Origin of the sequence: Flavobacterium algicola (genome assembly GCF_022399565.1) — a bacterium.
Taxonomy (GTDB): domain Bacteria; phylum Bacteroidota; class Bacteroidia; order Flavobacteriales; family Flavobacteriaceae; genus Flavobacterium; species Flavobacterium algicola.
Genome location: NZ_JAJTUT010000002.1, coordinates 427,753 through 453,843, shown reverse-complemented (window position 1 = coordinate 453,843; position 26,091 = coordinate 427,753). Strand labels below are relative to the sequence as shown.

The following is a 26,091-nucleotide window of genomic DNA, read 5'->3' as shown; positions in this document are numbered from 1 at the left end:
TTTCTTTTACATTAACTAAATGTTATCAATTTGCATAAAAGCAACTTATTTAATCTGAAGTATTTTTATGAAATCTTGTAGATTTAAATCAGTAGAAAATAGGTTGTATAATCTTGTACAGTGTTATATGGTATCTTATTAATTATAAAAAATAGTAGGGAATTAGATTGGATTCTAAAACAAAACTATCTTTGCTAACAAAATTTTTTATTACACATGCACCATCATTTTATCATCAACAAACCTTACGGCTATTTAAGTCAGTTCATTTATGAGTTGAAACGAAAGAAAAAACTTTTGGGAGAACTACACAATTTTCCAGCAGGAACGATGGCAATAGGTCGTTTGGATGAGGATTCTGAAGGCTTACTGCTACTAACAACAGATGGTAAAGTAAGTGAGCAAATACGATCAAAAAAAGTTGAAAAGGAATATTACGTACAAGTAGATGGTGTCATCACTCAAGAAGCTATTGAAACATTAAAAAGTGGTGTCGAAATAGGTTTTGAGGGAGGAAAATACATGACAAGAAAATGTGATGCACAACTTATTCATGATGCTCCCGATTTCGGACCACGTGCTAAGAAAATTCGCGATGATCGTCATGGGCCGTCTACTTGGGCCTCCATTACAGTTAGAGAGGGAAAGTTCAGACAAGTGCGTAAAATGACAGCAGCCGTGGGATTCCCTACTCTTAGATTAGTTCGTGTTCGAATAGGAAACGTACATTTGCAACAATTAAAAGCTGGAGAAGTAATCGAAGTTGACGGTTTTTCAGTTGAGAAGTAAAATGGCTTATTCTTAAAAATTAAATCTCTTTATAAATGTTAAACATCGTTTTAGTAGAACCAGAAATTCCAAATAATACAGGAAATATAGGTCGCTTGTGCGTAGGCACAGAAAGTCGCCTGCATTTGATACATCCCTTTGGATTTGTAATAAATGATAAAAACCTCAAGCGCTCTGGATTGGACTACTGGGTACACCTTGATGTAACGGAATACCAAAATGTAACGGAATGGAAATTACAAATACCTGATTTATCAAGAGTGTTTTTGATGAGCTCCCATGCCGAAAAATCATATTTAGAAATTGAATTTCAAGATGGCGACTGGTTGGTTTTTGGAAAAGAAAGTAAAGGCTTAAGTCCTGAAGTATTGTCGCAATTTGAAAATCATCTCAAAATTCCAATGTCAGAAAATATTAGAAGTTTTAATATTGCCAATTCGGTTGCTTTCGTAATTGGAGAAGCAAAAAGACAAATAAGTTTGAAGTAATATAGATATTTCTAAAATAAAAATGAGGAAGTACTTACTGTACTTCCTCATTTTTTATTTGCTCTATTTTCTAGTTACAAAATCACTTAGTGTAATCATACTGACACCTTTCGCCTCATCGTGATAGATATTATATTTTGTGGGGTAATTTCCTTTTTTCTGGAAACTTACAGGTTGCGAATAGTTTTCGCTAGTATTTATTTTCGAAAGTAAATAGGCTTGAGTCACCATGGGTTCGATAAAGTTAACCTTACCGTCATAAGAACCATAAACTAGTAATTTTGAAAATGGTAAGTAGTCACCTAATGCTACCGGCATCCAATGTTTACCCATTTGTTCCGTTGCTGTATCAACTCCTGGAGGTGTAAAATAATCAGAGGGTAAGTATGATGCTTCAGGATAATTATTAAACATTGCATCAGTCGCATCAGACCAAGCTGGAATAGCTAATTGTTCTGCTACAGAAACTAAGTAGAAGTGAAAATCAAAATGTGCAACGTCAAAAACTCCAACAGGCTCATGCCCATGAGGATTCCAATTGATAGCAACATGATCAAAAGCTGTTGTTTGACTCGCCTTAGTATGCAATGGAAGAATCGTAGCATCACCATGCTCCATAGCGCTATTGGAAGTACTCATAACCATAGTGTTTCCTGGGTTTTGAACTGCATTCTCGCTTATTTCTATACCAATTTCTTTGGCAAACCCTTCTACGTTAATTTTTACCCATGTACGAGCTGTCCCGCTCCCTAACATTACCTCAGGACCATAGTAAATAAACATTTTGGTTTCGGTAGTTTGACCTGCTAGATTATAAGTAACATTTACATTGTCATCTTCATCTTCACTACATGAAAATAGAAGCATAGCGGTACAAACAATTGTCACCTTTTTAAGCAGAGAAGTAAAGTTTTGCATAAATTTATTTATAGTTATTGTTATTTTAAGTGTATTATGTAGAGGTGTAACGATCGAATTATAAGTTTAATAAATTGCAGTTTTTAGCTAATAACAAACTTCCCCTTATTGGCATCAAAATTTATATTTTCGTCGTTAAATATTGTACTAAAAGTTCCTTTTGATATAAAATTACAAGGCTCATCCTGTACTACCGTTTCAGGAGTCATTATAATCATTTCATCACTTAATTGAATTGCCATATCAATGTCATGGGTTGAAAATAAGATGCATTTCTGCGTTTCCTTGCTTAACTTTTTTAGCAATTTAAATAAAGCTACTTTATGCAGTAAATCCAAGTGCGTTGTGGGTTCATCAAGAATTATCAATGGCGTATCTTGTGCCAATGCCCTAGCGACAAGTACATTTTGCAATTGGCCATCACTAATTTCAAAATGCTTTTTGGTAGCCAAATGAGCAATTTGCGTTAGTTCTAATGCTTTATTAACTTGCATTATATCTGTTTCTGTAAGAGTACCTATCCAATTGGTATAGGGTTGCCTACCTAATGCTACGAGTTCAAAAACGGTTAAATTGCTCGGAGGCAGTTTTTCGGTCAAAACTACACTTAAAGTTTGAGACAATTCTGAAGGACTGTAGCTTTCGATCTCTTTACCATTTAGCGAAATAGTGCCCGAAAGCGGTTTTTGAATTCCAGTTAACGTTCGTAATAAAGTTGACTTACCGATTCCATTTGCCCCGATCAATGCAATAAGTTTACCTTCTTCTAAAGATAAACTAATTGCAGTTGCAATTGTATTATTCTTTTTTTTATCGAAATAGCCAATATTGACATTTGATGCTTTTAAGATAGTTGTGGTACTCATAACACTTAATTTTAAAACTGGTAAATTCAGATTTGTTACTCTACTAACTGCGTTTACGCACAAGCAACCATATGACTATCGGTGCTCCGAATAGCGAAGTTACTGCATTAATTGGTAAAGTAGTTTCAAAGCCTGGTAATTGCGAAATAAGATCACAGAGCAGCATCATACTAGCTCCAATAAGCAGCGTACTCCAAAACAGAATCAAATGATTACTAGTTTGAAAAACTAACTTGGCAATATGAGGGACTGCGAGTCCTATAAATGCAATTGGCCCAGCATATGCTGTAATGCTACCTGCCAAAATACTGGTGGCCAAGATAATTATCAAACGTGTTTTGTTGAAATTTAGCCCCATACTCTTGGCATAATTCTCTCCCAATAACAAAGCATTAAGTGGTTTTATACAGTACAAACTCAATAGTAATCCTATAATAACAGCAACAGTCAGAATTAGGATCGAATTCCAAGACAGATTACCCAAACTTCCCATTGACCAAAAGGTAAATTTTTGCAATTGATCAGCGGTACTGAAATATGATAATGTGCTAACAATTGCCGAAGTGAAGCTACCAAACATCAAACCTACAATCAAAATAGCCATTGTATCTCGCAGCCTTTGCGCTACAGTCAAGACAGCTAGTAAGACTAAAACGCTACCTAATGTGGATGCCAGTACAATTCCGTAAGAAGATAGCAGAATGTTGCTTAAAAAAGGTGATAAAAATCCTGCGCCTAAGATTACAAAGGCTACCCCTAAACTAGAACCAGAGCTCAACCCTAACACGTATGGACCTGCCAATGGATTTCTAAAAAGCGTTTGCATCAACAAACCACTAATAGACAAGCCCATCCCTACCAAAACTGCCGTAATGGCTTTTGGCAGTCTGTAATTGATTATAATATATTCCCAAGTTGTTTTACTCGCTTCACCCCCACTCAAACTGTGAATAATATCTTGAATCGGAATAGTGATTGATCCTAGACTGATGTTTGTGAAAAACAAGCACAAAAAGCCGATTCCGATTAGAATAAATAAAAGAAGAGTAGATTGTTTAGGAGCCAAGTTTATTTCAGTTTTTGTGCAAAGGTAAAGGTATAATTTGGAAGTAACTCAGGATGAAAAATTTTGATGTAATCTTTCAAGACCAAATCGGGTCTGCTCGGCGCAATTTCATAATAGATCGCCCCCCCAGTAGCACCTACTTTACTGTCTAAACTAAAGACTTGTTTATTTTTAAAAGCATCAAATTGACTGTAATGCGGATTAGCGTCATTCAATGCTTTTAAATCTTTAAAAGAACCTGTAGCAATCCAAAAATTCGCTGTCTTTGCTTTCTCTAGTACTGCCTCAAACGATAAGGATAAACTCCCTGTACCATCTACATCTGACCACAAATAACTGGCTTTAGCATCTTTTATAAATTGGGCTGCCCAACTGTTACCTTTGGCTACAAACCACTGGTCCTGATACATTGAGCCATATAGAACATTTTTACTATTGGTATTGTTAGCGGTCAAAGCAACTGCATCTTTATAATTTTTCACAATTTTGTCAAACTGCTTTTTAGCTTCTACTTCTTTACCAAGCAAGATGCCGTAAAGCTTAATCCATTCGGCTTTACCTAGAGGAGATTGTTCCATCCAATCAGCCTGAATGAGTGTTTTAAGACCACTTTTTTCTAAATTTTTAATCATCGGATTGTGATCGTCCATGCTGAAAGTGACAATCAGTTCAGGTTCCAAATCAATAAGTTGCTCCATATTTAACTGCTCATTTTGACCCAGTTCTTTTATTTTTCCTGCATCGATCAACGCCCTGGTTTTTGGTGATGAAATATAATCGGTATGCGGGAATCCTGTTAATTTATTTTCTACACCCAACATTTCTAGAAAGGGAATAATAGTAGTAGAGGTTACCACTATTGATTGTAAAGGAACCGCGACGCTTGGGTATTTTTGCAAACTATCTGGTATTATGGCTTGTTTTTCTTTTAAAATATAGGTGAGATGCTCTGAAGCATTTGGCCAAGGATTTATAATTTTTACTAGTGTATAACCATCGTTTTTATAAAGGGCCAAACTGGTCGCATACTCAATACTATTATAAGCATTAGAAACTTTTGACGATTCTATTTGGTCTGATTTTTTACAGCCTAATAGAATAAAAAAAGTACAAACGATAAGAATTCTGGAAGCGCTAAATTTCATTATATATTTCTTTTTTACTGACAAAGGTAGCTATTTTATAAAAAATCAGATTCATTATTTACAAACACCCAGAATGCAAACATTATATTTGTCTAAAATTAAAACAAATGAATTTTTTAACTTCTTGGAGCGGCGGTAAGGACAGTTGTTATGCAATGATGAAAGCAATCGAAAATAATCACATACCACAAGTTTTATTCAATATGATGAATGAAAACGGCAAAATATCACGTTCTCATGGATTACCGCTTACCATTTTAAAACAACAAGCCGATCAAATGAACTTGCCACTCGAAGCTGTACCCGCTACTTGGGATGACTATGAGCGTAAATATGTCGATCACTTAAAAAAATTCAAAAATAAATACCAACTTGATGCCGCAGTTTTTGGAGATATTGATTTACAAGCTCACAAAGATTGGGAAGATAAAGTTTGTAAACTTGCAAATATTACAGCTATTTTACCTCTGTGGCAGCAAGACCGAATTGTATTGGTAAATGAAATGATTGCAGCCAGAATAGAAACAATGATCGTTTCCTGCAATGAAGAGATGGGCGAAAACTATCTTGGTCGCATCTTAACAAAAGAATTGGCGCTCGAACTGGAACGAAGAGGAATAGATCCTTGCGGAGAAAATGGTGAATTTCATACTTTGGTAATTAACTGTCCTTTATTTCAGAACGCAATTATATTACCCTCTTTTACAAAGATTAAGCATAACCATTATTATTTTCTAAATTGGAATACTTAGCGAACTATTTAATATACCACAGTGCTTTATCGTACTATGAGTCTCCCGTTTGTGTTATATAACGTGATTATTATACAGAAAATGGATTAAAGATTGAAACAAAATCTATTTTTTATAATTTAGCAACTCTTAAATGGAACAAAAACAAAAATAAATGATGCAAAAAATTACTCTTTTACCTCTTTTCTTACTGTTACTTTCTTGTGAAAAAAGTTCGGAATCTAAATATGAATTGCTGCAATCTTCGGAATGGATTTTAGGGAAATGGGAATATAAAAATACTGATGGTATCCTGACAGAAAACTGGACAAAAATAAATGATAGCGTTTACAAGGGAACTTCTTATTTTGTGAAAGGAAAAGATACCATACATAAGGAAGCAATAGTGCTAAACCAGATAGGTGAATCACTTACCTACAAAACAGTAATAAAAGGACAGAATGCCGATTTGCCAATTTTATTTTTGGCTAAGGAAACTGTTGAAAATCAATTGGTATTTGAAAATTTGAATAATGATTACCCTCAAAAAATAAAATATACAAAAGGGAATCCTAGTCAAATAACAACTGAAATAACAGGCAAGCAGTTTGAAAAAACGACAACCGAAAAATACAACCTCAAAAAAGTAAAATAATTATTTATAGACTTCGAATATAATTACTAGAAAACATCTATTGATCTACTGTAGAATCTAAATAATTTAATAATTTTTTACAGCCCTACCAGTCCCAAGGCTTGGGGATCACCGAGGGCTATATCTAAAAAATTAATAGAAAAGCAAAAAAGGTTGCCTTTTCAGGCAACCTTTCTTCACAAGTAAAACATAAAACCAAATAATCTAACTTTACCAGCTAGTTCCATCCGCCACCAAGGGCTCTATAGATGTCTACAAATGCATTCATTTGCGACTTCTTTGTTTCTATAAGTTCGAATTTTGATTCCAACGCATCACGTTGTGTCAACAAAACTTCCATATAATCAGCACGAGCAGATTTAAACAAATCATTTGATATTCCAACTGATTGATTTAACGCTTCTACCTCTTGAGATTTTAACTCAAAACTTTGCTGCATATTTTTAATTTTTGACAACTGATTTGCTACTTCAACATAAGCATTTACAAGTGTTCTTTCATAATTATAAACAGCTTGTATTTGTTTTGCATTTGCACTAATATAACTGGCTTTAATAGCATTTCTATTAATTAAAGGCGCTACCAAATCTCCTGCAAATGAATACAAAAGTGATTCTGGTGTGCTCAACAAATATTTTGCATTAAAAGCTTGAAAACCAATTCCAGCCGAAATACTAACAGATGGGTAAAAACGAGCTTTGGCTACTTTAATGTCCAAATTGGCCGCTAGTAACTCCATTTCTGCTTGTTTGATATCCGGACGATTTTCTAACAATTGTGATGGGATACCTGCATTAACCTTTGTTGGTACCAATTTTTCAAATGATTTGTGTTCTCTAGCAATTGCCTGTGGGAAACGACCAACCATAAAGTTTATTTTATTTTCCGTCTCAGTAATTTGTTGCTGAATAGAAAATTGCATGCCTCGAGTCTTTAATACCTGAGCTTCAAAACGACGTACAGCTAATTCCGTTACACGTGCAGATTCTTTTTGCAGTTTTACAATTACCAACGCATTTGTTTGGATGTCGATGTTCTGCTTTACAATATCCAACTGATTGTCTAGAGCCAATAGTTCGTAATATGAATTTGCAATTTCTGCAATCAAATTAGTTTGAACAAAATTACGTCCCTCTACACTCGCTAGATAACGACCAACAGCAGCCTTTTTGGCATTGTGTAATTTTCCCCAAATGTCAGCCTCCCAAGTAGCAAAAGCTCCGATTTTATAATCTTGAAGTGGATCTGGAGTTTCGATTCCATCCTTGATTTCAGTATTGGCTTCACTTGCACCAATGTTGGTAAAGCGACCTACCTTATCAACTCCAGCACTTGCTCCCAAGTTAACAAAAGGCAAATATTCTCCTTTGCGCGCTCTCACTTCACTTTGTGCAATTATCAGTTCTTGCATGTTAATGTTTAGTTCCTGATTGTTTTTTAATGCTGTATCTATCAGTGTACTTAAATTACTATCTGTAAAATAGCTTTTCCATTGTGTTTTTGCCGTATTCAATGTATCATTGGTTTCATTGGCAAAAACAGCTGGTGTTGTTTTATTCTCTTCTCTGGTCACAACAGATGGAATACTGCAACTTGCAAGACTTATTAATACGCAGGTTAGACCTGCGTATTTTATTTTATTTAATTTATTCATTTTCGTCATTTTCTTCAGTTATTTTGAAATCATCTATATAGTGTACAAATCCATCAGACAATGAACTATCTTCTTCTCCTTTAATTAACTTTCTACCCGCTGCTAGTGAACCAAAAATATAATACAATCCTGGTACAATAATAACTCCGAAGACGGTACCAAATAACATACCACCTAAGGCGGCAGATCCTAATGTTCTATTACCAATTGCACCTGCTCCTGATGCAGCCATTAATGGAATTAAACCAGCAATAAAGGCAAATGAAGTCATTAAAATAGGACGGAAACGAACTTTTGCTCCTTCAATAGCGGCCTCCAAAATGGTCATTCCTTCATGATGCTTCAATACCGCAAACTCGACTATTAATACGGCATTTTTACCGAGCAGTCCGACCAGCATGATTAGACCAATCTGAGCATAAATATCATTTTGTAATCCCATCAATTTCAATAATAAGAAAGATCCAAAAATACCTACTGGCAATGATAGCACTACTGCAAGTGGAATAATAAAGCTCTCATACTGCGCTGCAAGTACTAAGTAAACAAATGCCAATACAATCATGAAAATGTACATAGATTCATTACCTCTACTCGCCTCATCATAGGATAAACCTTCCCAGGCAATATCGTATCCTTTTGGCAACGATTCTGCAGCTACTTCTTTCACTGCTTCAATAGCATCTGCTGTAGTGTATCCTTTTGCTGGAAGTCCTTGTATCGCAGCTGAATTATACATATTATAACGTGTAATTTCATTTGGTCCTTGTCCCTTTTTAAGTTTCATAAAAGCAGAATAAGGAACCATTTCATCTCTATCGTTTTTGATATATAAGTTCAAGATATCAGAAGGTAGTCTTCTGTATTTTGGATCAGATTGAACGTATACTTTAAAGAAACGGTTAAATTTAATGAAACCTTGTTCGTATGTACTACCAATCAAAATATCTAAATTCTCCATTGCTTTACCAACAGAAACCCCTTTTTGCATTGCAAGATTGTTGTCTACTTCTAGCTCATATTGTGGATAATTGGCAGCAAAAAAGGTAAACAAACCTGAAAGTTCTTTACGTTTTTCCAAATTCTCCATGAATGTTTTGTTGATCTTATCAAAATCAGCATAATCTGTAGTGGTGTTTTTATCTAGTAAACGCATAGAGAAACCTCCAGATGAACCAAATCCTGGAATTGCTGGTGGCTCAAAAAATTCAATTTTGGCACCAAGATCTCTAGATTTAGCTTCTAACTCTTCCATGATTTCTGTTACCTTATGATCTCTTTCGTCCCAAGGTTTTAAGTTAATCAAACAAGTACCCGCATTTGATCCACGACCCTCTGTCATGATCTCATAACCAGCAAGTGATGAAACCGATTCTACTCCATCTACATCCTCACAAACTTTTTGAAGTCTTTGTGAAACTTGATTGGTAGTTTCTAAAGTAGATCCAGGAGGCGTTTGAATAATCGCATAAATTGTTCCTTGATCCTCGCTTGGAATAAATCCTGAAGGAAGAATTTTATTCATGAAAAAAGTACCAATACAGAATAAAATTAAAATTCCGAATGTCAATACTCTTCTGCTTACAATTGCCTTCAGTAAAAGCACATATTTACCAGTCAATTTATCAAACGTACGATTAAAAGCATCTAGACTTTTTGTCAAAAGATTCTTTTTAACTTCTTGTCCGTGTGTATTTTTTAACAACATCGCGCATAAAACAGGAGTCAATGTCAAAGCGATAATGGCAGAAATTACAATAGCACTTGCCATAGTAATAGAGAACTGTCTGTAGAATGTTCCTACTGGACCACTCATGAAAGAGATGGGTACAAATACGGCAACCATTACTGCTGTAATTGCGATAATCGCTCCACTAATTTCTCCTAATACTTTTTTTACAGCCATGTACGGCGAAATATGGGGAAACTCTGCAAACTTGGCATGAACAGCCTCGACGACGACAATCGCATCATCGACCACAATACCAATTGCTAATACCAACGCAAATAAGGTTACCAAGTTAATCGTAATTCCGAAAAACTGAATTACAAAAAATGCACCTACCAAGGATACTGGTACTGCTAAGATCGGAATCAAGGTAGAACGCCAGTCACCTAAAAATATAAACACTACCAAAGCCACCAGAATAAAGGCATCTCTCAAAGTATCTATAACTTGCTCAATAGAAGCGTCTAGAAATTTTGAAACGTCATAACTAATTTTATAGTCCAATCCAGGAGGGAAAGTTTCCTTCATCTCCTCCATTTTTGCTTTTACTCTTCCAATAACCTCATTGGCATTACTACCATAGTTTTGTTTTAATACGATTGAAGCCGACGGATGTCCATCTAGATTAGAATAAATATCAAAAAATTCACTTCCTAGCTCAGCTCTACCAATATCTTTCAATCGAATAGCTTCACCATTTGGATTAGCGCGCACAATAACATTATCATATTCTGCTGGCTCACTAAACCTACCTTTGTATGTTAACACATATTCTAATGCTTGCGCTTTGATACCCGAACTTTGTCCGATACGACCAGGACGACCTACCACAGATTGTTCTTCAAGCGCTTTCATAACTTCCTCAGTCGAAACATTATAAGCACGCATACGATCTGGGTTCAGCCAAATACGCATAGCGTAGGTTCTACTTCCTAAGATTTGTGATCTTGCAACCCCTTTAATCCTGTTAATTTCGGGAAGCATTTTTACGTTGGCATAATTGTACAAGAATTTTTCATCCATGTTTTTATCCTTTGCATACAAGTTGATATACATCAACATCGATGGTTGGATAGGAGTAATTACAACCCCTTCACGTTGAACCAATTCTGGTAACAGTGGCATTACTTGATCGACCCTTGTTTTTACCCTAATTACGGCTTGGTTGGGATCAGTACCTGGTTCAAAAATAATTCTAAGTGTTGCCTCACCTGCACTGGTAGCATCTGTCGCCATATACCTCATGTCTTGCACACCATTGATGGCATTCTCTAGCGTAATAAGCGTTGATTTAACCAATACGTCAGCACTTGCTCCTGGATAAGCAATAAAGATATTTACCGTTGTAGGGGCAATATCTGGAAATTGTGATGTTGGTAACTTTAACATTGCCAACAGTCCCATAAATACAATAACAATCGAAATTACTATTGCAAAGACAGGTCTTTGTATAAATTTAGTAAACATTTTTTTATCTTTTTAAGTGATTTCGATTATTCAGCATATAGCTCTAAATGGGATAAAACAGCTTTACCATCTTCCAATTTGTAAGCAATTTTCTCATTCTCTTTAACCAAGCGAATACCTTCAAGTAGTATCTTATCTGTAGTTGCCAATCCGCTTTTTATAATAAATAAATGTTGCAGTTCGGCAGCGATAACAATCTCTCTAGATTTAATTTCGTTGTTTTTATCAATCACATATACATACTTTTTTTCCAAAACTTCAAAAGTGGATTTTTGAGGAATGATTAACGCATCTTTAAATGGTAATCTCATCTCAATTGTACCCGTTTCACCATGTCTTAATAAACGTTTTGGATTTTTGAAAGTAGCTCTAAATGGGATATTTCCTGTTTCATTATTAAAGTCAGCTTCAATAGTTTCAACCACACCTTCTTGATCAAAAATCTCATTGTTAGCCATTAATAAATTTACCTTCATCTTCGTTTTTGAATCTGATTTTGTAGCATAATCAAGGTACTCTGCTTCAGGAACATTGTAGTACACCCACATTGAACTGTTGTCTGAAAGTTCAGTAAGTAAATCTCCTTCATCAACCAAACTACCAACTCTTACATGAAAACGGTCAATGATCCCGTCAAAAGGAGCTCTAATCTCTGTAAAATTAAGGTGTACTTGATTAAGTGACATTTCAGCTTTTGCCTTGTCTAATTTTGCTTTGGCCATTGCCAATTCATTTTTAGAAACAACATTGGCGTCTGCTAATTTCTTTGTGTTTTGGTATTCGATTTGAGCAAATTCAGTTTCTGCTTTCGATTTCCCTAATTCTGCTTGGTAAATATTTGGCATAATTTTGAACAATAATTGCCCTTTTTTAACCGCTTGCCCTTCACCAACATATATTTTTTGCAAATAACCTTTTTCCAATGCTCTCAATTCAATATGATTGATCGAACTGATGTTACAAACGTACTCTTTGGTAATTGCAGTATCTTTTAAAACTGGATTGGTAACTAGAAATTTAATTTCTTCTTTCTTTTCTTCTTTTTGTTCTTTACAACTAATGAGGCCCAACAAAGCGCATACGCTTACGAGCATAGATAATTTCTTCATAATAAGTTAGCTTATTAAAGTAAATGTTTTGTGTGTGTGTGAAATTTTAATCAAAAAACAGAAGTACAAATAAAACCTATCCATAATAGATTGATCTATACAGATTTGGGTGGTAAATATTTAAAATGTACTAATTTGGCAAGCAGAATGTTGCCATAGAAAAGAATGGTTTATCAAATACGAAAAACCTGAAATAAGACATACTTTTTATAAGTAGTCAGGTAGTAAAATACAGTTTGAAAACTAGATACTTTTTTAAAATCAACCAAATAATCTGAAAAAGATCTTGTGTTGTAAAAAGTAGCAAAATAATTATTAGAGCTAAGGCGATTATCCGTTACATGGATTTCATCCTCGTCCACTTCATTATCAATTACACGAAGTTTGATATTAGTTTTGTTTGAAGCGGGAATCTCTTTTTTTAAGATCGAAAAACCTGAAGTATTTTGTTGAAGTACTTGAAAGTTATTTGCATTGAAAACAGTATCCATTGCAAAGATTTTGAAATTTCCATCAATATTTGCAAATACTTCTTTACCAAATCCGCTCAAAAGCAAAATTAGTAAGGGTAGAAATATTCGAAAAGTTAACTTCTTTTTCATGAGGTCGAAATTACACAAACTAAATTATCAATTCAACTCTTGCAATGTTAAATAATGTTAAAGCGCGAAAAAACATATTCTGAGTTGTTTTTTCGCCTTTTTTTTAAAAATTTATTTCGAAAATAGTATCCAAAATGTAATTTCTAAAAATAACAACAGACACTTAAATATCTAATTTTCAAAAATATATAAATAATTAAATAATTTATTCTTATTTGTTCTAAATAAGCTTTGTTTTTCTCATTTACCTTTTTACATTTGCATTAATTATTTTTAATTAATCTAAATAACAATGAAAAAAGCACTTTTAGCCGCAATTAAGCTGCTCTTAACAATTACATGCTTGGCACAGCAACCAAATTATGGTAGCATTAAAGGACAGATTAGGACCAAAGATGGCAAGGTTGCAGAAGGAGTTTCGATTTTTATAAAAGAATTAAATAGAACAACCATTGCAAATAATGATGGTGTTTTCAAATTGAATACTATTCCAGAAGGGACACATACTTTGATAGTAACCTTAGTTGGTTTTACAGATATAGAAAAAACTGTTGTAGTAAAAGCTAACGAAATAACGCAAGTAGATTTACAACTTGCAATCTCAAATACCGAGCTAAATCAAGTTGTAATTTTGAGTAATAAAAGTGCTTTTAAAACCAATCGGGTCTCCTCTACCCTAAGATTGCAGTCAAGCATTATTGAAATTCCACAAAACATTCAAGTTATTACCGGTAAATTAATAAACGATCAACAGATCTTTGATATGTTGGAAGGTGTGACTCGTAATGTGAGTGGTGTGACTCGAAATGAGCATTGGGATAATTATGCTAATATTTTTATGAGAGGGAGCCGCGTAGCACCTTTTAGAAATGGTATGAACGTGAGTACAACGTGGGGACCACTGACGGAAGACATGAGTATGGTAGAGCGTATCGAATTTGTAAAAGGTCCTGCAGGTTTTATGTTATCTAATGGTAGTTCAAGCGGATTGTATAATGTGGTGACCAAAAAACCTAGTGGCCGTACCAAAGGAGAAGCCAGTTTAACCTTAGGTAGTTTTGATATGTACAGAGCAACCATAGATTTAGACGGGAAATTAACCGACGACGGGAAATTACTATACCGTTTTAATGCCATGGGACAGGCAAAAAATAGCTTCCGTGATTTTGATTACAACAACCGCTATACTATTGCACCTGTACTAAAATATTTAGTAGACGATAATACCTCTGTGACTTTGGAGTATACACATCAATTTTCACAAGTTAATATGATCGGTACCAATTATGTGTTTTCTAAAAAAGGATATGCAGACCTAGATCGTAATTTCACGACAGGGGAAGCTAATTTTGCTCCTACAAATATGAATGACAAAAGTCTTCTTACCATTTTGGAGCATAAATTTGATGACAACTGGAAGTTTACAGGTCAAGCAGCCTACTTTAACTATACGCAAGTAGGTATGTCTATGTGGCCCGATGGAATTACGGGCGATGAAGAAAACATCATGGCGAGGCGTGTTTATCTATCAGAAGATTATGCGACTGCAAAAACAGGACAATTCTTCATTAATGGAGAGGAAAAAACAGGCTCAGTAAATCACAAAATTCTTGCTGGTTTTGACATGAGTGATAAGATTAATTATTATGACTGGACGCAAAGTGCTTTGATCTCTGATCTAGATATTTATAATCCTGTTTATGGAACTGTCTCGGCAGAAGAAATGCCTGTTTTTGACAGAAGTATTGATATAAAAGTAAGAGGATTGCAATATAAAAATGCTTATAATGCTTTTTACTTGCAAGATGAGCTAGGCTTTTTTGATGAAAAGTTACGACTTACATTGGCAGGACGTTATACTACAATAAAAACATCTACGATTTACTCTGGAGAATTTAAGGCGAGTAAGTTTACACCTCGCATAGGGTTAAGCTATTCTATAAATCCAAATACATCAGTTTACGCAATGAGAGACCAATCTTTTACTGAAAATTATGGTACAGATTGGGAAGGAAAATCATTTGATCCATTATCTGGGACAAACATTGAAGTCGGATTCAAGAGAGATTGGTTAAATGGTAAGTGGAACTCCGTATTTGCACTATATCAAATTACAAATGACAACATTCTAACAGCTGATCAAGAACACTCAATAGGTACACAACAATTCAGTAAACAAAGCGGACAGCAAAAAGTTAGGGGTTTTGAAGCCGATATAAGAGGTGAAATAGCGCCTAATTTAGATGTTATCATCAATTATGCATTTACAGAAGCCAAAGTTAGTAAAGATTCTGATCCATTACTTATCGGCAGTCAAGTTTCTGGGACATCAAAACATGTGCAAAATGCATGGTTGAATTACAAAATTGATAATGGTAGTTTGAACGGTTTAGGAATTTCATTAGGTTACCAATACCAAGTAGATAGAAAGCCGTGGTTTGCTTCCGATAGCGCTATTCAATTACCAGATTATTTCCGCCTGGATGGAGGTCTTACCTATACCAAAAACAAAATGACCTTTAATCTAATCGTTAATAACATTTTAGATAAATACTTATACTCAGGAGGGTACTATACTTACAATGAAACCTACTATTGGCAAGCAGAAGCGGGAACAAATTTCCGTTTGTCAGTGGGTTACAAATTTTAGTTTCTTTATTTTTTTTTTTTATTTCACTAAAACTCCTCAGCTTGATGAGGAGTTTTTTAAACTTATTTCATGAAAAAATATAGTTTTAAGAAACTCATAGGATTTCTTCATTTATGGCTGGGACTTTTTTCAGGCATTATTGTTTTCATTGTAGCAGTAACAGGTTGTTTGTACGCTTTTCAAGAAGAAATACAAAATTATACCGAAACGTATCGTTTTGTTGAAAGTGAAGAGAATCCATTTCTACTTCCTTCTCAGTTAGAAAAAATTGCTCGAAAAGAATTTCCAAATAAGAGTTTACACGCCATAGAGTACAAAGGCCCCAATGAAGCGGCGGAAGCCATTTTTTTTCATTACGAGCCTACCTATTACCATATAATTTACCTCAACCCCTACTCTGGCGAAGTTTTACAAAATGTAAATATGGAAGAGGGCTTTTTTAGTTTTATTCTCGACGGTCATTATTATCTGTGGTTGCCGCATGAGATTGGGCAAATTGTGGTAGCATCAGCGACTTTGATTTTTCTTATTTTACTACTTACAGGTTTATACCTCTGGTATCCCAAGAATAAAAATGCTCGAAAGCAACGCTTTTCATTTAAGTGGAAAAAAAGTACACGATGGAAGCGTAAAAATTATGATTTACACAATGTTACTGGATTTTATATAATGGCAATTGCGCTAATATTTGCTATCACCGGTTTGATCATGGGATTTAATTGGTTTGCAAGTTCTTACTATACGTTGCTTGGTGGCGAAAAGTCGCTTGTATATCTAGACCCCGTTTCAAAACCAAGGCTAGAAGGTGTATCAAATCCTTTAGACAAAGTATGGCTCAAAATGCGAAACGAATATCCACAAGCCAAAACAATTGAAGTACATCCGCCAGAAAATGAAAATTCACCGATTGCTGCTAACGCAAATCCTGATGAAGGTACCTACTGGAAAATTGACTATCGTTATTATGATCAATATACATTAGAAGAAAAAGAGGTAAAACACATTTTTGGTAGGTATAACGATGCAGCTGTAAGTGACAAATTAATGCGAATGAATTATGATATTCATACAGGAGCCGTGCTAGGGTTGGCTGGTAAAATTTTTGCTTTCCTGATAAGTCTGATGATTGCGACATTACCGATTACAGGCTTTTGTATATGGTGGAATCGAAAATTCAAGCAAAAAAAATAACTCCATTTTAAACTTTTTAATTTACTACTTATGAAAAAAAATCTAATACTCTCTTTGGCTCTAATTAGCTGTTTACTGGGGAATGCCCAAGAAAAGAACAGTTTACTTGACGCCTCTTTTTGGAAAACGAAACCTGATCTAACGGCTATAAAAGCTGAAATTGCAAAGGGTAATGATCCATCTCAGTCAACTGATAGATCTTTTGATCCAGTCGTAATGGCTATCCTAAATGATGCACCGCAGTCTACAATACAGTTTTTGGTTGAACAGTCTGGAAATAGTGTACAAAAACCAACGCATGACAATCGTATTTACTTGCACTGGGCTGCAGGAAAAGGAGATATTGAAACAATTAAATACCTCATAGACAAAGGATCAGACGTAAATTTAGAGGACTCCCATAGTAGCTTTCCAATTACCGCAGCTGCTAGTAGTGGTGTACAAAATACCGCTGTATATGATGCGTTTTTTAAAGCAGGAATTAATCCGACGCAAAAATACCAAGATGGAGCCAACCTTTTACTCTTATCAATTGCTTCAGATAAAAATTTAGATTTAGCTACCTATTTTGCTACAAAGGGCATGTCTCTAAAAGATGTTGATGCCAATGGTAGCACAGCGTTTGATTATGTAGCAAAATCTGGAAATATTTCTTTACTAAAAACATTGTTAAGTAAAGGAGTTAAACCAACCGATAACGCATTACTTTTTGCTGCTCAAGGTAGTCGTCGCGAATCTAATACTATTTCAGTATATCAATATTTAATAAATGAAGTAAAATTAAATCCAAGAGTTCAAAATAAAGAGGGAGAAACTGCTCTTCATCTGATCGCTAATAAGGCAGATCAAAATGAAATTATCACCTATTTAATTGCAAATGGTGCCGCTAGTAATGCTGTTGATAAAGAAGGTAACACTCCTTTGATGATAGCAGCCACTAGCAGGGACATTGCTGCACTAGAGCTTTTATTACCTTTAGCTAAGGATAAAAATGCAGAAAATAGTAAAGGGCAAACTGCCTTGTCAAGTGCAGTTGTATCAGGAACTCCAGAGGCCGTTGCATTATTATTAGAAAATGGTGCTAATGTCGCAATTCTTGATAAGGAAGGTAATAATTTGGGGTATTATATGATTCAGTCTTACCGTTCTCAAGCAGGAATGGGGCGCGGCGAAGCTGGTTCTAAACCAAAGGAAAACCCTTTTGATACAAAGATGAAATTACTACAAAATAAAGGACTTGACTTGGCAAGTTCCCAAAATGACGGTAATACTTTATATCATTTGGCAGTTATCAAAAACGATTTAAGCTTGTTGAAGAAATTAGCGCCTCTACAAATAGATGTAAATGCAAAAAATAAAGATGGATTAACTGCTTTGCATAAAATAGCCATGGTATCACAAGATGATAACTTATTGAAATATTTTCTTTCGATAGGAGCAAAAAAAGAAATCAGTACCGACTTTGACGAAACTCCTTATGACCTTGCCAAAGAAAATGAAACCCTTTCTAAAAACAATATATCTGTCGAATTTTTAAAATAACTAAATGAAAACTTTAATAAAATCTTTTATAACAACCTCCTTTTTATTCCTTTTAGCTTTTCAAGCAAATGCGCAAACTAGCAAATACAAATGCATGTTGCAAATGTCCAATTACATTGGCGAAGGAGCCTATGTCGTGGTTTCGCTAATCAATCCTAAAGGGGCATATGAAAAAACATTATATGTGATGGGTGATGATAAAAAATGGTACAAAACATTGAAAGAATGGAACACATTCTATACCAAAAGACCAACCAATATCAATGCAATAACAGGAGCTTCAGTTACTGGTGGCGATCGCAGTATCACAACTCTAGAAATTGAAAATAGCAAATTGAATAAAGGGTACAAATTACGATTTGAAACCGCAGTCGAAGATCAAAAATACAATACAACAGATCTAGAAGTGCCCTTAACATCAGAAGGAATTGCAGCGAAAACAGAAGGAAAAGGATACATACGCTATGTGAGATTCAACAAATTGTAGGCAACCCGTTTCAGCACAAATTCTATTTTTCTTTTCATATTGAGATAACTTTACTTTTAGAATCATCTAAAAGTTTCAGTGTCGAAATCAAAAAAGCGAAATAGGATTTGTGTTTTTTATATTATTAAAAAGTACATTCATGACACTTTCATTCTGGCGGTATGCACATTTGGTGCTGGCTCTTTTTTCGTCTTTATTTCTTATAATTGCATCAGTAACTGGTGTGATTTTGGCAGTTGATGCTGTTCAAGAAAAAATACCATCTTATAAAGTAGAAAATTTTGATACAATACGATTGAATCAAGTTTTACCTACCCTACGTACTGTCTATCCAGAAATCACTGAACTTACCGTTGATCACAATCAATATGTAACTCTTAAAGGAATTGATACTGAAGATCGAGATATTAACAATTACATCGACCCCCGAACAGGTAAAATCATTGGTGAGCCGCTCAAAAAAAGCGATTTTATTCAGTGGACGACAGCGCTTCACCGTTCTTTATTTCTAAAAGAGTCCGGTCGATTTGTTGTTGGTTTTGTCTCTTTTCTATTAATTTTTATTGCTATTTCTGGCTTCGCAATGGTGATTAAAAGACAAAGGGGTTTACGAAAATTTTTCTCGAAAGTCGTCAAAGAATATTTAGCTCAGTATTACCATGTTGTTTTGGGACGACTAGCCTTGTTACCTATTTTGATTTTAGCGCTTTCTGGTACGTATCTCACATTAGAAAAATTCCATTTTTTCATCGATCCAGCTGATGCCCATGAAAATGTAAAAAAGGAACTAACTACTATCAATGATCCCACTTTTAAAAACATTTTACTAGCTGACATTCAAGAAATTGAATTTCCTTTTTCTGATGATCCAGAAGAGTATTATGTTATAAAATTAAAAGATAAAGAAATAGAAGTCGAACAATTCTCGGGTGTAGTTATTAGCGAAAAAGAGTTCCCAATGACAACTCTTTTATCTGACCTAAGTCTTGATTTGCATACCGGTAGAACTAGCATTTTGTGGGCAATCATACTAGGATTGGCTAGCTTAAACATTCTGTACTTTATTTATTCTGGTTTTGCAATGTCCTTACAACGACGAGCCACAAAAATTAAAAATAAATATACTGCGAATGATAGCAACTTTATTTTATTGGTAGGATCTGAAAATGGTAGTACATTACGTTTTGCAAACGAAATTTTGAAACAACTTTTAGCAGATAATAAAAAAGTGTTTCTGTGTCAACTCAATCAATACAGTCAATTTCCAAAAGCGACTCAAATGCTTATTTTTGCATCTACACATGGATTAGGAGACCCTCCCTCAAATGGAACTAAATTTCTAGATTTATTATCTAGCATAAAACAAGAGCAGAAAATTGGCTACTCTGTGGTAGGATTCGGTTCGAAAGCCTATCCAGATTTCTGCGGTTATGCAACAATAATTGACGACAGTCTTACTGGTCAAGACTGGAGTGAGCAAATTATTCCTATGCAAACAGTAAATGATAAATCAGCTGAAGAATTTATTAGTTGGGTTAAATTATGGAGTCAAAAAACGGGAATATCATTATCTACTACTCCATCATTATACAATCATGTTCCAAAAGGTTTACAAAAAATGATGGTTTTAAGCAGGACAATTATATCAGAATTGGATCAGACTTTTCAAATAACACTTCGTCCTACTGCTAGAACGCGTTTTACATCTGGCGATTTACTGGCGATCTACCCTGCGGGTGATACACGAGAACGTCTCTATTCTATTGCGAAAACGGAAGGGAATATACAACTTGTAATTAAGCTACATCCTTCTGGTTTAGGAAGTAGTTATTTGTACCAATTAGAACCAGGCTCAGTGATGAAAGCGCGTGTTTTACAAAATGTGAATTTTCATTTTCCTGATAAGGTAAATTCTGTAGCACTTATTTCGAATGGCACCGGAATCGCTCCTTTTCTCGGTATGATGGAGCAAAACAGTAAAAAAACAGATATGCATTTGTATGCTGGTTTTCGAATAAAAACACAAAACACCTACTATTATGAAGGCGTGTGCTTAGAGATGATAGAAAAGCAGCAATTGCAAAATTACCAAATCGCCTATTCCCGTGAAGAAAACCGTTGTTATGTAATGGATTTAATTCAGAAAGACGCTTTATTCTTCATCAATCTTCTACAAACTGGAGGCGTTATAATGATTTGCGGTTCTTTGGCCATGCAACAAGATGTAGAGGCAATATTAGATGTAATATGTCAAGCCGAGTTAGGTATTCCGCTTTCTACTTACAAATCAAAAGGCCAAATTTTAGTAGACTGTTATTAATTAAATCAAAAAATGACTATGCATTTTTCTACATTTTTCAAGGTGGTCTCACTCTTTTTTTTTGTGACTGTGATCAACTATTCAGTCCAAGCGCAGGTTGTAAAAAAAAGAACAACCTTGCTTATGGGAGGTCGTTTTGATATTACAATTGTTGCCAAAGACACCCTTACCGCGCAAAAGAGCATTAACGAAGTAATAGCCGAAATAAGCCGAATCGAATTCTTGATTTCCGACTGGAAACCTAGTTCGCAAGTTTCAGAAATCAATCAATATGCAGGTATTCGACCTGTAAAAGTAGATAAGGAAGTTTTCGAATTAACTAAACGAGCAATCCAATTTTCAGAAATAACAAATGGTGCATTTGACATCAGTTTTGCCGCTATGGAAAAAATCTGGAAATTTGATGGATCAATGACTCAATTACCGACAGCTGAGAAAGTAAAACAAGCAATCCAAAAAGTGGGATATAAAAATATACTTCTGGACAGTGTTGCCTCTACAGTATTCTTAAAATTAGAAGGAATGAAAATTGGTTTTGGTGCTTTGGGTGAAGGTTACGCAACCGACAAATGCAGAGAGATGATGCGCGCTAGCGGAATTTCAGCGGGTATCATTAATGCATCAGGCGATATGAGCACTTGGGGAAATCAGCCCAACGGTCAGCCTTGGAGTATAGGTATTACCAATCCTTTTGAACCAGAGCAACTTTTGATGACAATTAATCTACAAGAGCAAGCCATTACCACTTCTGGAAATTATCAGAAATATGTAATTTTAGACGGCAAACGCTATTCTCATATTATTAACCCCGTGACTGGTTATCCTGCAACTGGACTTACAAGCGTAACTGTCTATGGTCCTAATGCTGAAATGGCAAATGCATTTAGTACTTCACTAATGGTCTTGGGAAAAGAGAAAGCTGGTATTTTAATGAATGATTTTCCTAAGTACAATTTTATGATGATTACCGATTCAGGAAAAGTCATTAAATCAAGAAACTTCAATAGGTAATGATGTTTTTATGATAAAATTAGTAAGCTGCAATAAAACTAATTTTATAACTTAGTCAATTAGGTAAATGTTAAACATCTAATTATCAAAACGATAATAGAATTAGATTCATATAAAACTTTTTAGATTCCCACTAACAATAATAAGGTCGAAACAAGCTTTTCATTGATATATTAACAAATTTTTTGATATTTTTTTACGATATAAAAATAAATGTCATAAAAAACAAAATTTAAATTAATTGTTTTTATTTGTTCTAAATAAGCTTTGCAATTTCGATTTTCACTATTATATTTGTCTTTTTATTTTAAATGAATCTAAATAAACACAAATGAAATCTAACGTTTTATTTCTTCTTGCATCCTTCGCAGCTTTAAGCGCACAAGCACAGGATCTTGCTTATCATACTACAACTCCTAAGCCGACTGAAAAATTTTATACTGAGCATGATACAGTAAAAAATAAAAAAGGAGAATCACTACGCGAAGTTACCGTTACAGCAAATAAACAACCTAAACCTGTAACAATTATTCGATCAGGAATAAAAGTTATGGACATACCGCAAAGTGTTCAAATCATTGATTCAGAAATCATCGGACAACAGCAAGCAATTCGATTAAGTGATGTTATCAAAAATGCAAATGGAGTTTATGTTGGATCTGCTCGAGGAGGTGCTCAAGAATCTTTCTGGTCTAGAGGATACGACATGTCATCAAACAATATGTTTAAAAACGGTTTTCGTTATAGTGCCGGGTCAATTCCAGAAGTATCTTCTCTAGAAAGAGTTGAATTTTTAAAAGGAAGCTCTGCTTTATTATATGGTAATGTTGCTCCAGGAGGAATCTTAAATCTAGTGACCAAACAACCACAGTTTACAAAGGGAGGTGAAATCAGCATGCAAGCAGGAAGTTATGCTTTTTACAAACCTACAATAGATTTCTATGGTCCTTTAAACAAATCAATCGCTTACCGCTTTACAGGATCTTATGAAAATTCTGAAAGCTTTAGAGATGTTGTAAAAAATGAACGTACATACATCAACCCTTCCTTTTTATTCAACGTAACCGACAAAACTCAAATTACAGTTCAAGGTGATTACCTTAATGCAGATTGGACACCTGACTTTGGTACAGGAGTAATAGGTAAAGAAATTTTGGACTTGCCTAGAAGTAGTTTTTATGGAGCTCTTTGGTCAACAGGAAATACAAAATCAGCAAGTGCATCTGTTTTATTAAACCATGATTTTAATAAAAATTGGAAACTTAATTTTAACACGTCTTACCAAAATTACGATAGAGAGTCAAAATCTACAGCACAGTTATCTGGTTTAAATACCTACGCAACTCGTGGAGATTGGAAAAGAGGTTTAACACAAAGTGATAATGAGGAACGTATCTTTGGAAACCAATTTAGTCTTCAAGGAACTTTTAATACAGGTAGCATCAAACACCAAATTTTTACTGGTGTAGATTATGATAATGCAGTAACAAAAGCATATACATTTGCATTCTTTGATGCTGCTGGTAATACAAAAACAACAGAGGATACTGCTATCAACTTGTTTACTTACGATCCTAGTACGCAGAGTACAGTTATACCGTTTGACTCTAGAGCAACGCAAATTGTAAATACAGATTCGCAACGATTTGGTGCTTATTTTCAAGATTTAATATCGTTAACTGATAAAGTAAAAGTACTAGCAGGTATTCGTTGGTCATGGATTGAATCAGAAGCTTCTACTTACAAAGAAACGCTTGTCAATAAATTTCAAACTGTAGCACCCGAAAACAATACGCCTACTATTGCTCCAAAAACTTTAGATAATGCCTTTTCTCCAAAAGTAGGTTTGGTATACCAACCAACAAAAGACATTACTATATTCTCTAGCTATGCAAATTCATTTACACCAAATAATTCTAATACAACAGTAGATTTACAACCCTTAGCGCCATCGATTATCGATCAGTATGAGGCTGGAATCAAGACTGATTTCTGGAGAGGAATTTTAAGTACAAATGTTACTGTTTATCAAATCACTAATAATAATTTGGTACAGACAGCACAATTCAAAGCTGATGGTTCTGCAAATACAGACACTACTCTAAAGGTGTTAAGCGGAGAAACAAAAAGTAAGGGTGTCGAAGTAGACATTACAGCAAGGCCAATAGAAGGTCTTAATATTAATGCTGGTTACAGTTACAACGACATGCGTTTTGTAAAAACGCCAGTTGCAGTCGGAAATTCAATCGAAGGAGATCGTGTGGCGAGAACGCCTGCAAATACAGCTAATTTAAGCTTTTTCTACACCGTACAATCTGGAGCTTTAAAAGGATTAGCAGTTGGTGCTATTGGTAATTACATCGGAAATAGAATTGCAGGTTGGAACAACCGTTACATTGCAGATACTGCTAACCCAGGAACGTTAATTATTGAAGACAGAGAAGTACCTGTTGATGGCTACACCACAGTTGACGTTTCTGTAGGCTATACTTGGAAAAAATTATCATTATTATGTAAATTGTCTAACATAACTGATGAACTTAATTACACTGTACATGAAAATTATAGCGTTAACCCTATCGCTCCTCGTCAAGTACTCACTTCTTTAAAATATAAGTTCTAAAGAATAAATATAGGTTAAAAACGAAATCCCATTCACAAGTAATTGCGAATGGGATTTTGTTATTTATCGTATAGTTATCTTTTAATTCTTTACACTTAAAGTCTCTAGTATCTTTTCTTCAAAACCAAGTAGCGCACGTCTGGCATAATCTACCTTTTTCTTTGTCTTAAAATCATAGGAAACTTCAAGAAAATTTTTAAAAGGCACAGTTGGTTGGACTTTTATAGCATCATTCTTTTTATGAGTTACTTTGATCGGAATGTCCTTGTAGTAAGTAAAATATTCAGGATGCGTAATTACACCCAAGGTCGAACAGTCAAACGGGATAAAACCGCGTATACCAAAGAACTTTTCATTTTTTTCCATCCAGGGTTGTACTATATCAAACAACCATTTGTCGGCCTCTAAACTCTGATCTAATGTAGCCAAATCAACATTACCAATAAATGTATAAGAACTCGGCTCATAGCCAGCAAAAACCAATGGAATTGATGATTTCAATACCACATCCATAGATGCATAATCCAATTCATAATTGTAATCGAATACGTTTAGCTTACCATGTCCAGGATTAAATAGTAAATCTGGTGTGCGCGCGGCACAGATACTAATTTTTTCAATTTGCGGAATAATGTCTGGATGATTTTTTATAAGAGTAGCCACATTAGTCATTGGTCCCAGAGCCAAAATTGTTAATTTTTCTTTTTTTAATGCTTGATATAATGCTCTTGTACCGTCATTTTCTACACCTAGATCGTCAGCATTCGGAGAACCTTTATACACAGGAATTGCAGCTCCTTTATTGTGCCATCCTAATAATTTTTCTAGAACATCATAACTGTAATCCACATAGGTAATTGAACTTATTCCAACAATTTGGATCTGTGGTTGTTTCAAAGCCATTATGAGTGTAAATGCGTCATCTACCTCTCTTGGCCCCGATTTATCGGGCATTCCAATCATCAAATCGGTATCAAACCACACCTTAGTCTGCGCCTGAGTCATACCAGCGCACAACAGCATTCCAACATAAAATAAGTATTTCATT

Annotated in this window: 20 protein-coding genes; 11 read left to right on the top strand and 9 right to left on the bottom strand. The window is 34.7% G+C overall.

The features are described from left to right. The first annotated feature begins 216 nt into the window (after positions 1–216). Together LXH21_RS08730 and LXH21_RS08725 are read left to right on the top strand one after the other, a co-directional pair. Complete coding sequence (locus LXH21_RS08730) at positions 217–789, top strand: pseudouridine synthase (protein ID WP_239864789.1); 573 nt, start codon at positions 217–219, stop codon at positions 787–789. Positions 790–824: 35 nt separating this feature from the next. Next, a complete protein-coding gene (locus LXH21_RS08725; protein WP_239864787.1) occupies positions 825–1,277 on the top strand; it encodes a tRNA (cytidine(34)-2'-O)-methyltransferase in 453 nt (150 codons plus the stop codon). 63 nt (positions 1,278–1,340) lie between these two features. Here the strand turns inward: LXH21_RS08725 and LXH21_RS08720 are convergent, their stop codons facing one another. From LXH21_RS08720 to LXH21_RS08705, 4 genes are all read right to left on the bottom strand, one after another. Further along, positions 1,341–2,195 carry a hypothetical protein gene (locus tag LXH21_RS08720; RefSeq protein WP_239864786.1) on the bottom strand — a complete coding sequence of 285 codons (855 nt, stop codon included), beginning with the start codon at positions 2,193–2,195 and terminating at the stop codon, positions 1,341–1,343. 83 nt (positions 2,196–2,278) lie between these two features. Continuing rightward, positions 2,279–3,061 carry an ABC transporter ATP-binding protein gene (locus LXH21_RS08715; protein WP_239864784.1) on the bottom strand — a complete coding sequence of 261 codons (783 nt, stop codon included), beginning with the start codon at positions 3,059–3,061 and terminating at the stop codon, positions 2,279–2,281. A gap of 43 nt (positions 3,062–3,104) precedes the next feature. Beyond that, positions 3,105–4,127 carry an iron ABC transporter permease gene (locus LXH21_RS08710; protein ID WP_239864783.1) on the bottom strand — a complete coding sequence of 341 codons (1,023 nt, stop codon included), beginning with the start codon at positions 4,125–4,127 and terminating at the stop codon, positions 3,105–3,107. 2 nt (positions 4,128–4,129) lie between these two features. Further along, a complete protein-coding gene (locus LXH21_RS08705; RefSeq protein ID WP_239864781.1) occupies positions 4,130–5,272 on the bottom strand; it encodes an ABC transporter substrate-binding protein in 1,143 nt (380 codons plus the stop codon). Positions 5,273–5,379: 107 nt separating this feature from the next. Between LXH21_RS08705 and LXH21_RS08700 the strand changes: the two genes are divergently transcribed. Both LXH21_RS08700 and LXH21_RS08695 read left to right on the top strand, forming a co-directional pair. After that, complete coding sequence (locus LXH21_RS08700) at positions 5,380–6,024, top strand: Dph6-related ATP pyrophosphatase (protein WP_239864779.1); 645 nt, start codon at positions 5,380–5,382, stop codon at positions 6,022–6,024. Positions 6,025–6,178: 154 nt separating this feature from the next. Beyond that, on the top strand, positions 6,179–6,658 hold the full coding sequence (locus LXH21_RS08695; protein WP_239864777.1) for a DUF6265 family protein: 480 nt from the start codon (positions 6,179–6,181) through the stop codon (positions 6,656–6,658). Positions 6,659–6,875: 217 nt separating this feature from the next. On the opposite strand, the gene LXH21_RS08690 is transcribed toward LXH21_RS08695, so the two are convergent. The 4 genes from LXH21_RS08690 to LXH21_RS08675 form a co-directional block, all read right to left on the bottom strand. Further along, positions 6,876–8,312, bottom strand: coding sequence for a TolC family protein (locus tag LXH21_RS08690; protein ID WP_239864776.1), 1,437 nt, complete (start codon positions 8,310–8,312; stop codon positions 6,876–6,878). After that, a complete protein-coding gene (locus LXH21_RS08685; protein WP_239864774.1) occupies positions 8,305–11,508 on the bottom strand; it encodes an efflux RND transporter permease subunit in 3,204 nt (1,067 codons plus the stop codon). The genes LXH21_RS08690 and LXH21_RS08685 overlap by 8 nt, the downstream gene beginning before the upstream one ends. Positions 11,509–11,534: 26 nt before the next feature. After that, positions 11,535–12,617, bottom strand: a complete 1,083-nt coding sequence (locus tag LXH21_RS08680) for an efflux RND transporter periplasmic adaptor subunit (RefSeq protein WP_239864772.1) — start codon at positions 12,615–12,617, stop codon at positions 11,535–11,537. Between the two features lie 173 nt (positions 12,618–12,790). After that, positions 12,791–13,219: a hypothetical protein gene (locus LXH21_RS08675; RefSeq protein ID WP_239864770.1), complete on the bottom strand. Its 429-nt coding sequence runs from the start codon at positions 13,217–13,219 to the stop codon at positions 12,791–12,793. Between the two features lie 292 nt (positions 13,220–13,511). Here LXH21_RS08675 and LXH21_RS08670 point away from each other — a divergent pair, with 292 nt between their 5' ends. From LXH21_RS08670 to LXH21_RS08640, 7 genes are all read left to right on the top strand, one after another. Further along, positions 13,512–15,869 (top strand): TonB-dependent receptor, encoded by a 2,358-nt coding sequence (locus LXH21_RS08670; RefSeq protein WP_239864768.1) that lies wholly within the window; start codon positions 13,512–13,514, stop codon positions 15,867–15,869. A gap of 69 nt (positions 15,870–15,938) precedes the next feature. After that, on the top strand, positions 15,939–17,060 hold the full coding sequence (locus LXH21_RS08665) for a PepSY-associated TM helix domain-containing protein (RefSeq protein WP_239864766.1): 1,122 nt from the start codon (positions 15,939–15,941) through the stop codon (positions 17,058–17,060). A 30-nt stretch (positions 17,061–17,090) separates the two neighbouring features. Next, positions 17,091–18,602: an ankyrin repeat domain-containing protein gene (locus tag LXH21_RS08660; protein WP_239864764.1), complete on the top strand. Its 1,512-nt coding sequence runs from the start codon at positions 17,091–17,093 to the stop codon at positions 18,600–18,602. Positions 18,603–18,606: 4 nt separating this feature from the next. Further along, positions 18,607–19,089 (top strand): DUF2271 domain-containing protein, encoded by a 483-nt coding sequence (locus tag LXH21_RS08655; RefSeq protein ID WP_239864761.1) that lies wholly within the window; start codon positions 18,607–18,609, stop codon positions 19,087–19,089. Between the two features lie 139 nt (positions 19,090–19,228). Beyond that, positions 19,229–21,409 carry a PepSY domain-containing protein gene (locus LXH21_RS08650; RefSeq protein WP_239864760.1) on the top strand — a complete coding sequence of 727 codons (2,181 nt, stop codon included), beginning with the start codon at positions 19,229–19,231 and terminating at the stop codon, positions 21,407–21,409. A 12-nt stretch (positions 21,410–21,421) separates the two neighbouring features. Continuing rightward, positions 21,422–22,420, top strand: a complete 999-nt coding sequence (locus tag LXH21_RS08645; RefSeq protein ID WP_239864758.1) for an FAD:protein FMN transferase — start codon at positions 21,422–21,424, stop codon at positions 22,418–22,420. 331 nt (positions 22,421–22,751) lie between these two features. Further along, complete coding sequence (locus tag LXH21_RS08640) at positions 22,752–25,043, top strand: TonB-dependent siderophore receptor (RefSeq protein ID WP_239864756.1); 2,292 nt, start codon at positions 22,752–22,754, stop codon at positions 25,041–25,043. An 81-nt stretch (positions 25,044–25,124) separates the two neighbouring features. Here the strand turns inward: LXH21_RS08640 and LXH21_RS08635 are convergent, their stop codons facing one another. Then, positions 25,125–26,090 (bottom strand): nucleoside hydrolase, encoded by a 966-nt coding sequence (locus tag LXH21_RS08635; protein ID WP_239864753.1) that lies wholly within the window; start codon positions 26,088–26,090, stop codon positions 25,125–25,127. Between the last annotated feature and the right edge of the window lies 1 nt (position 26,091).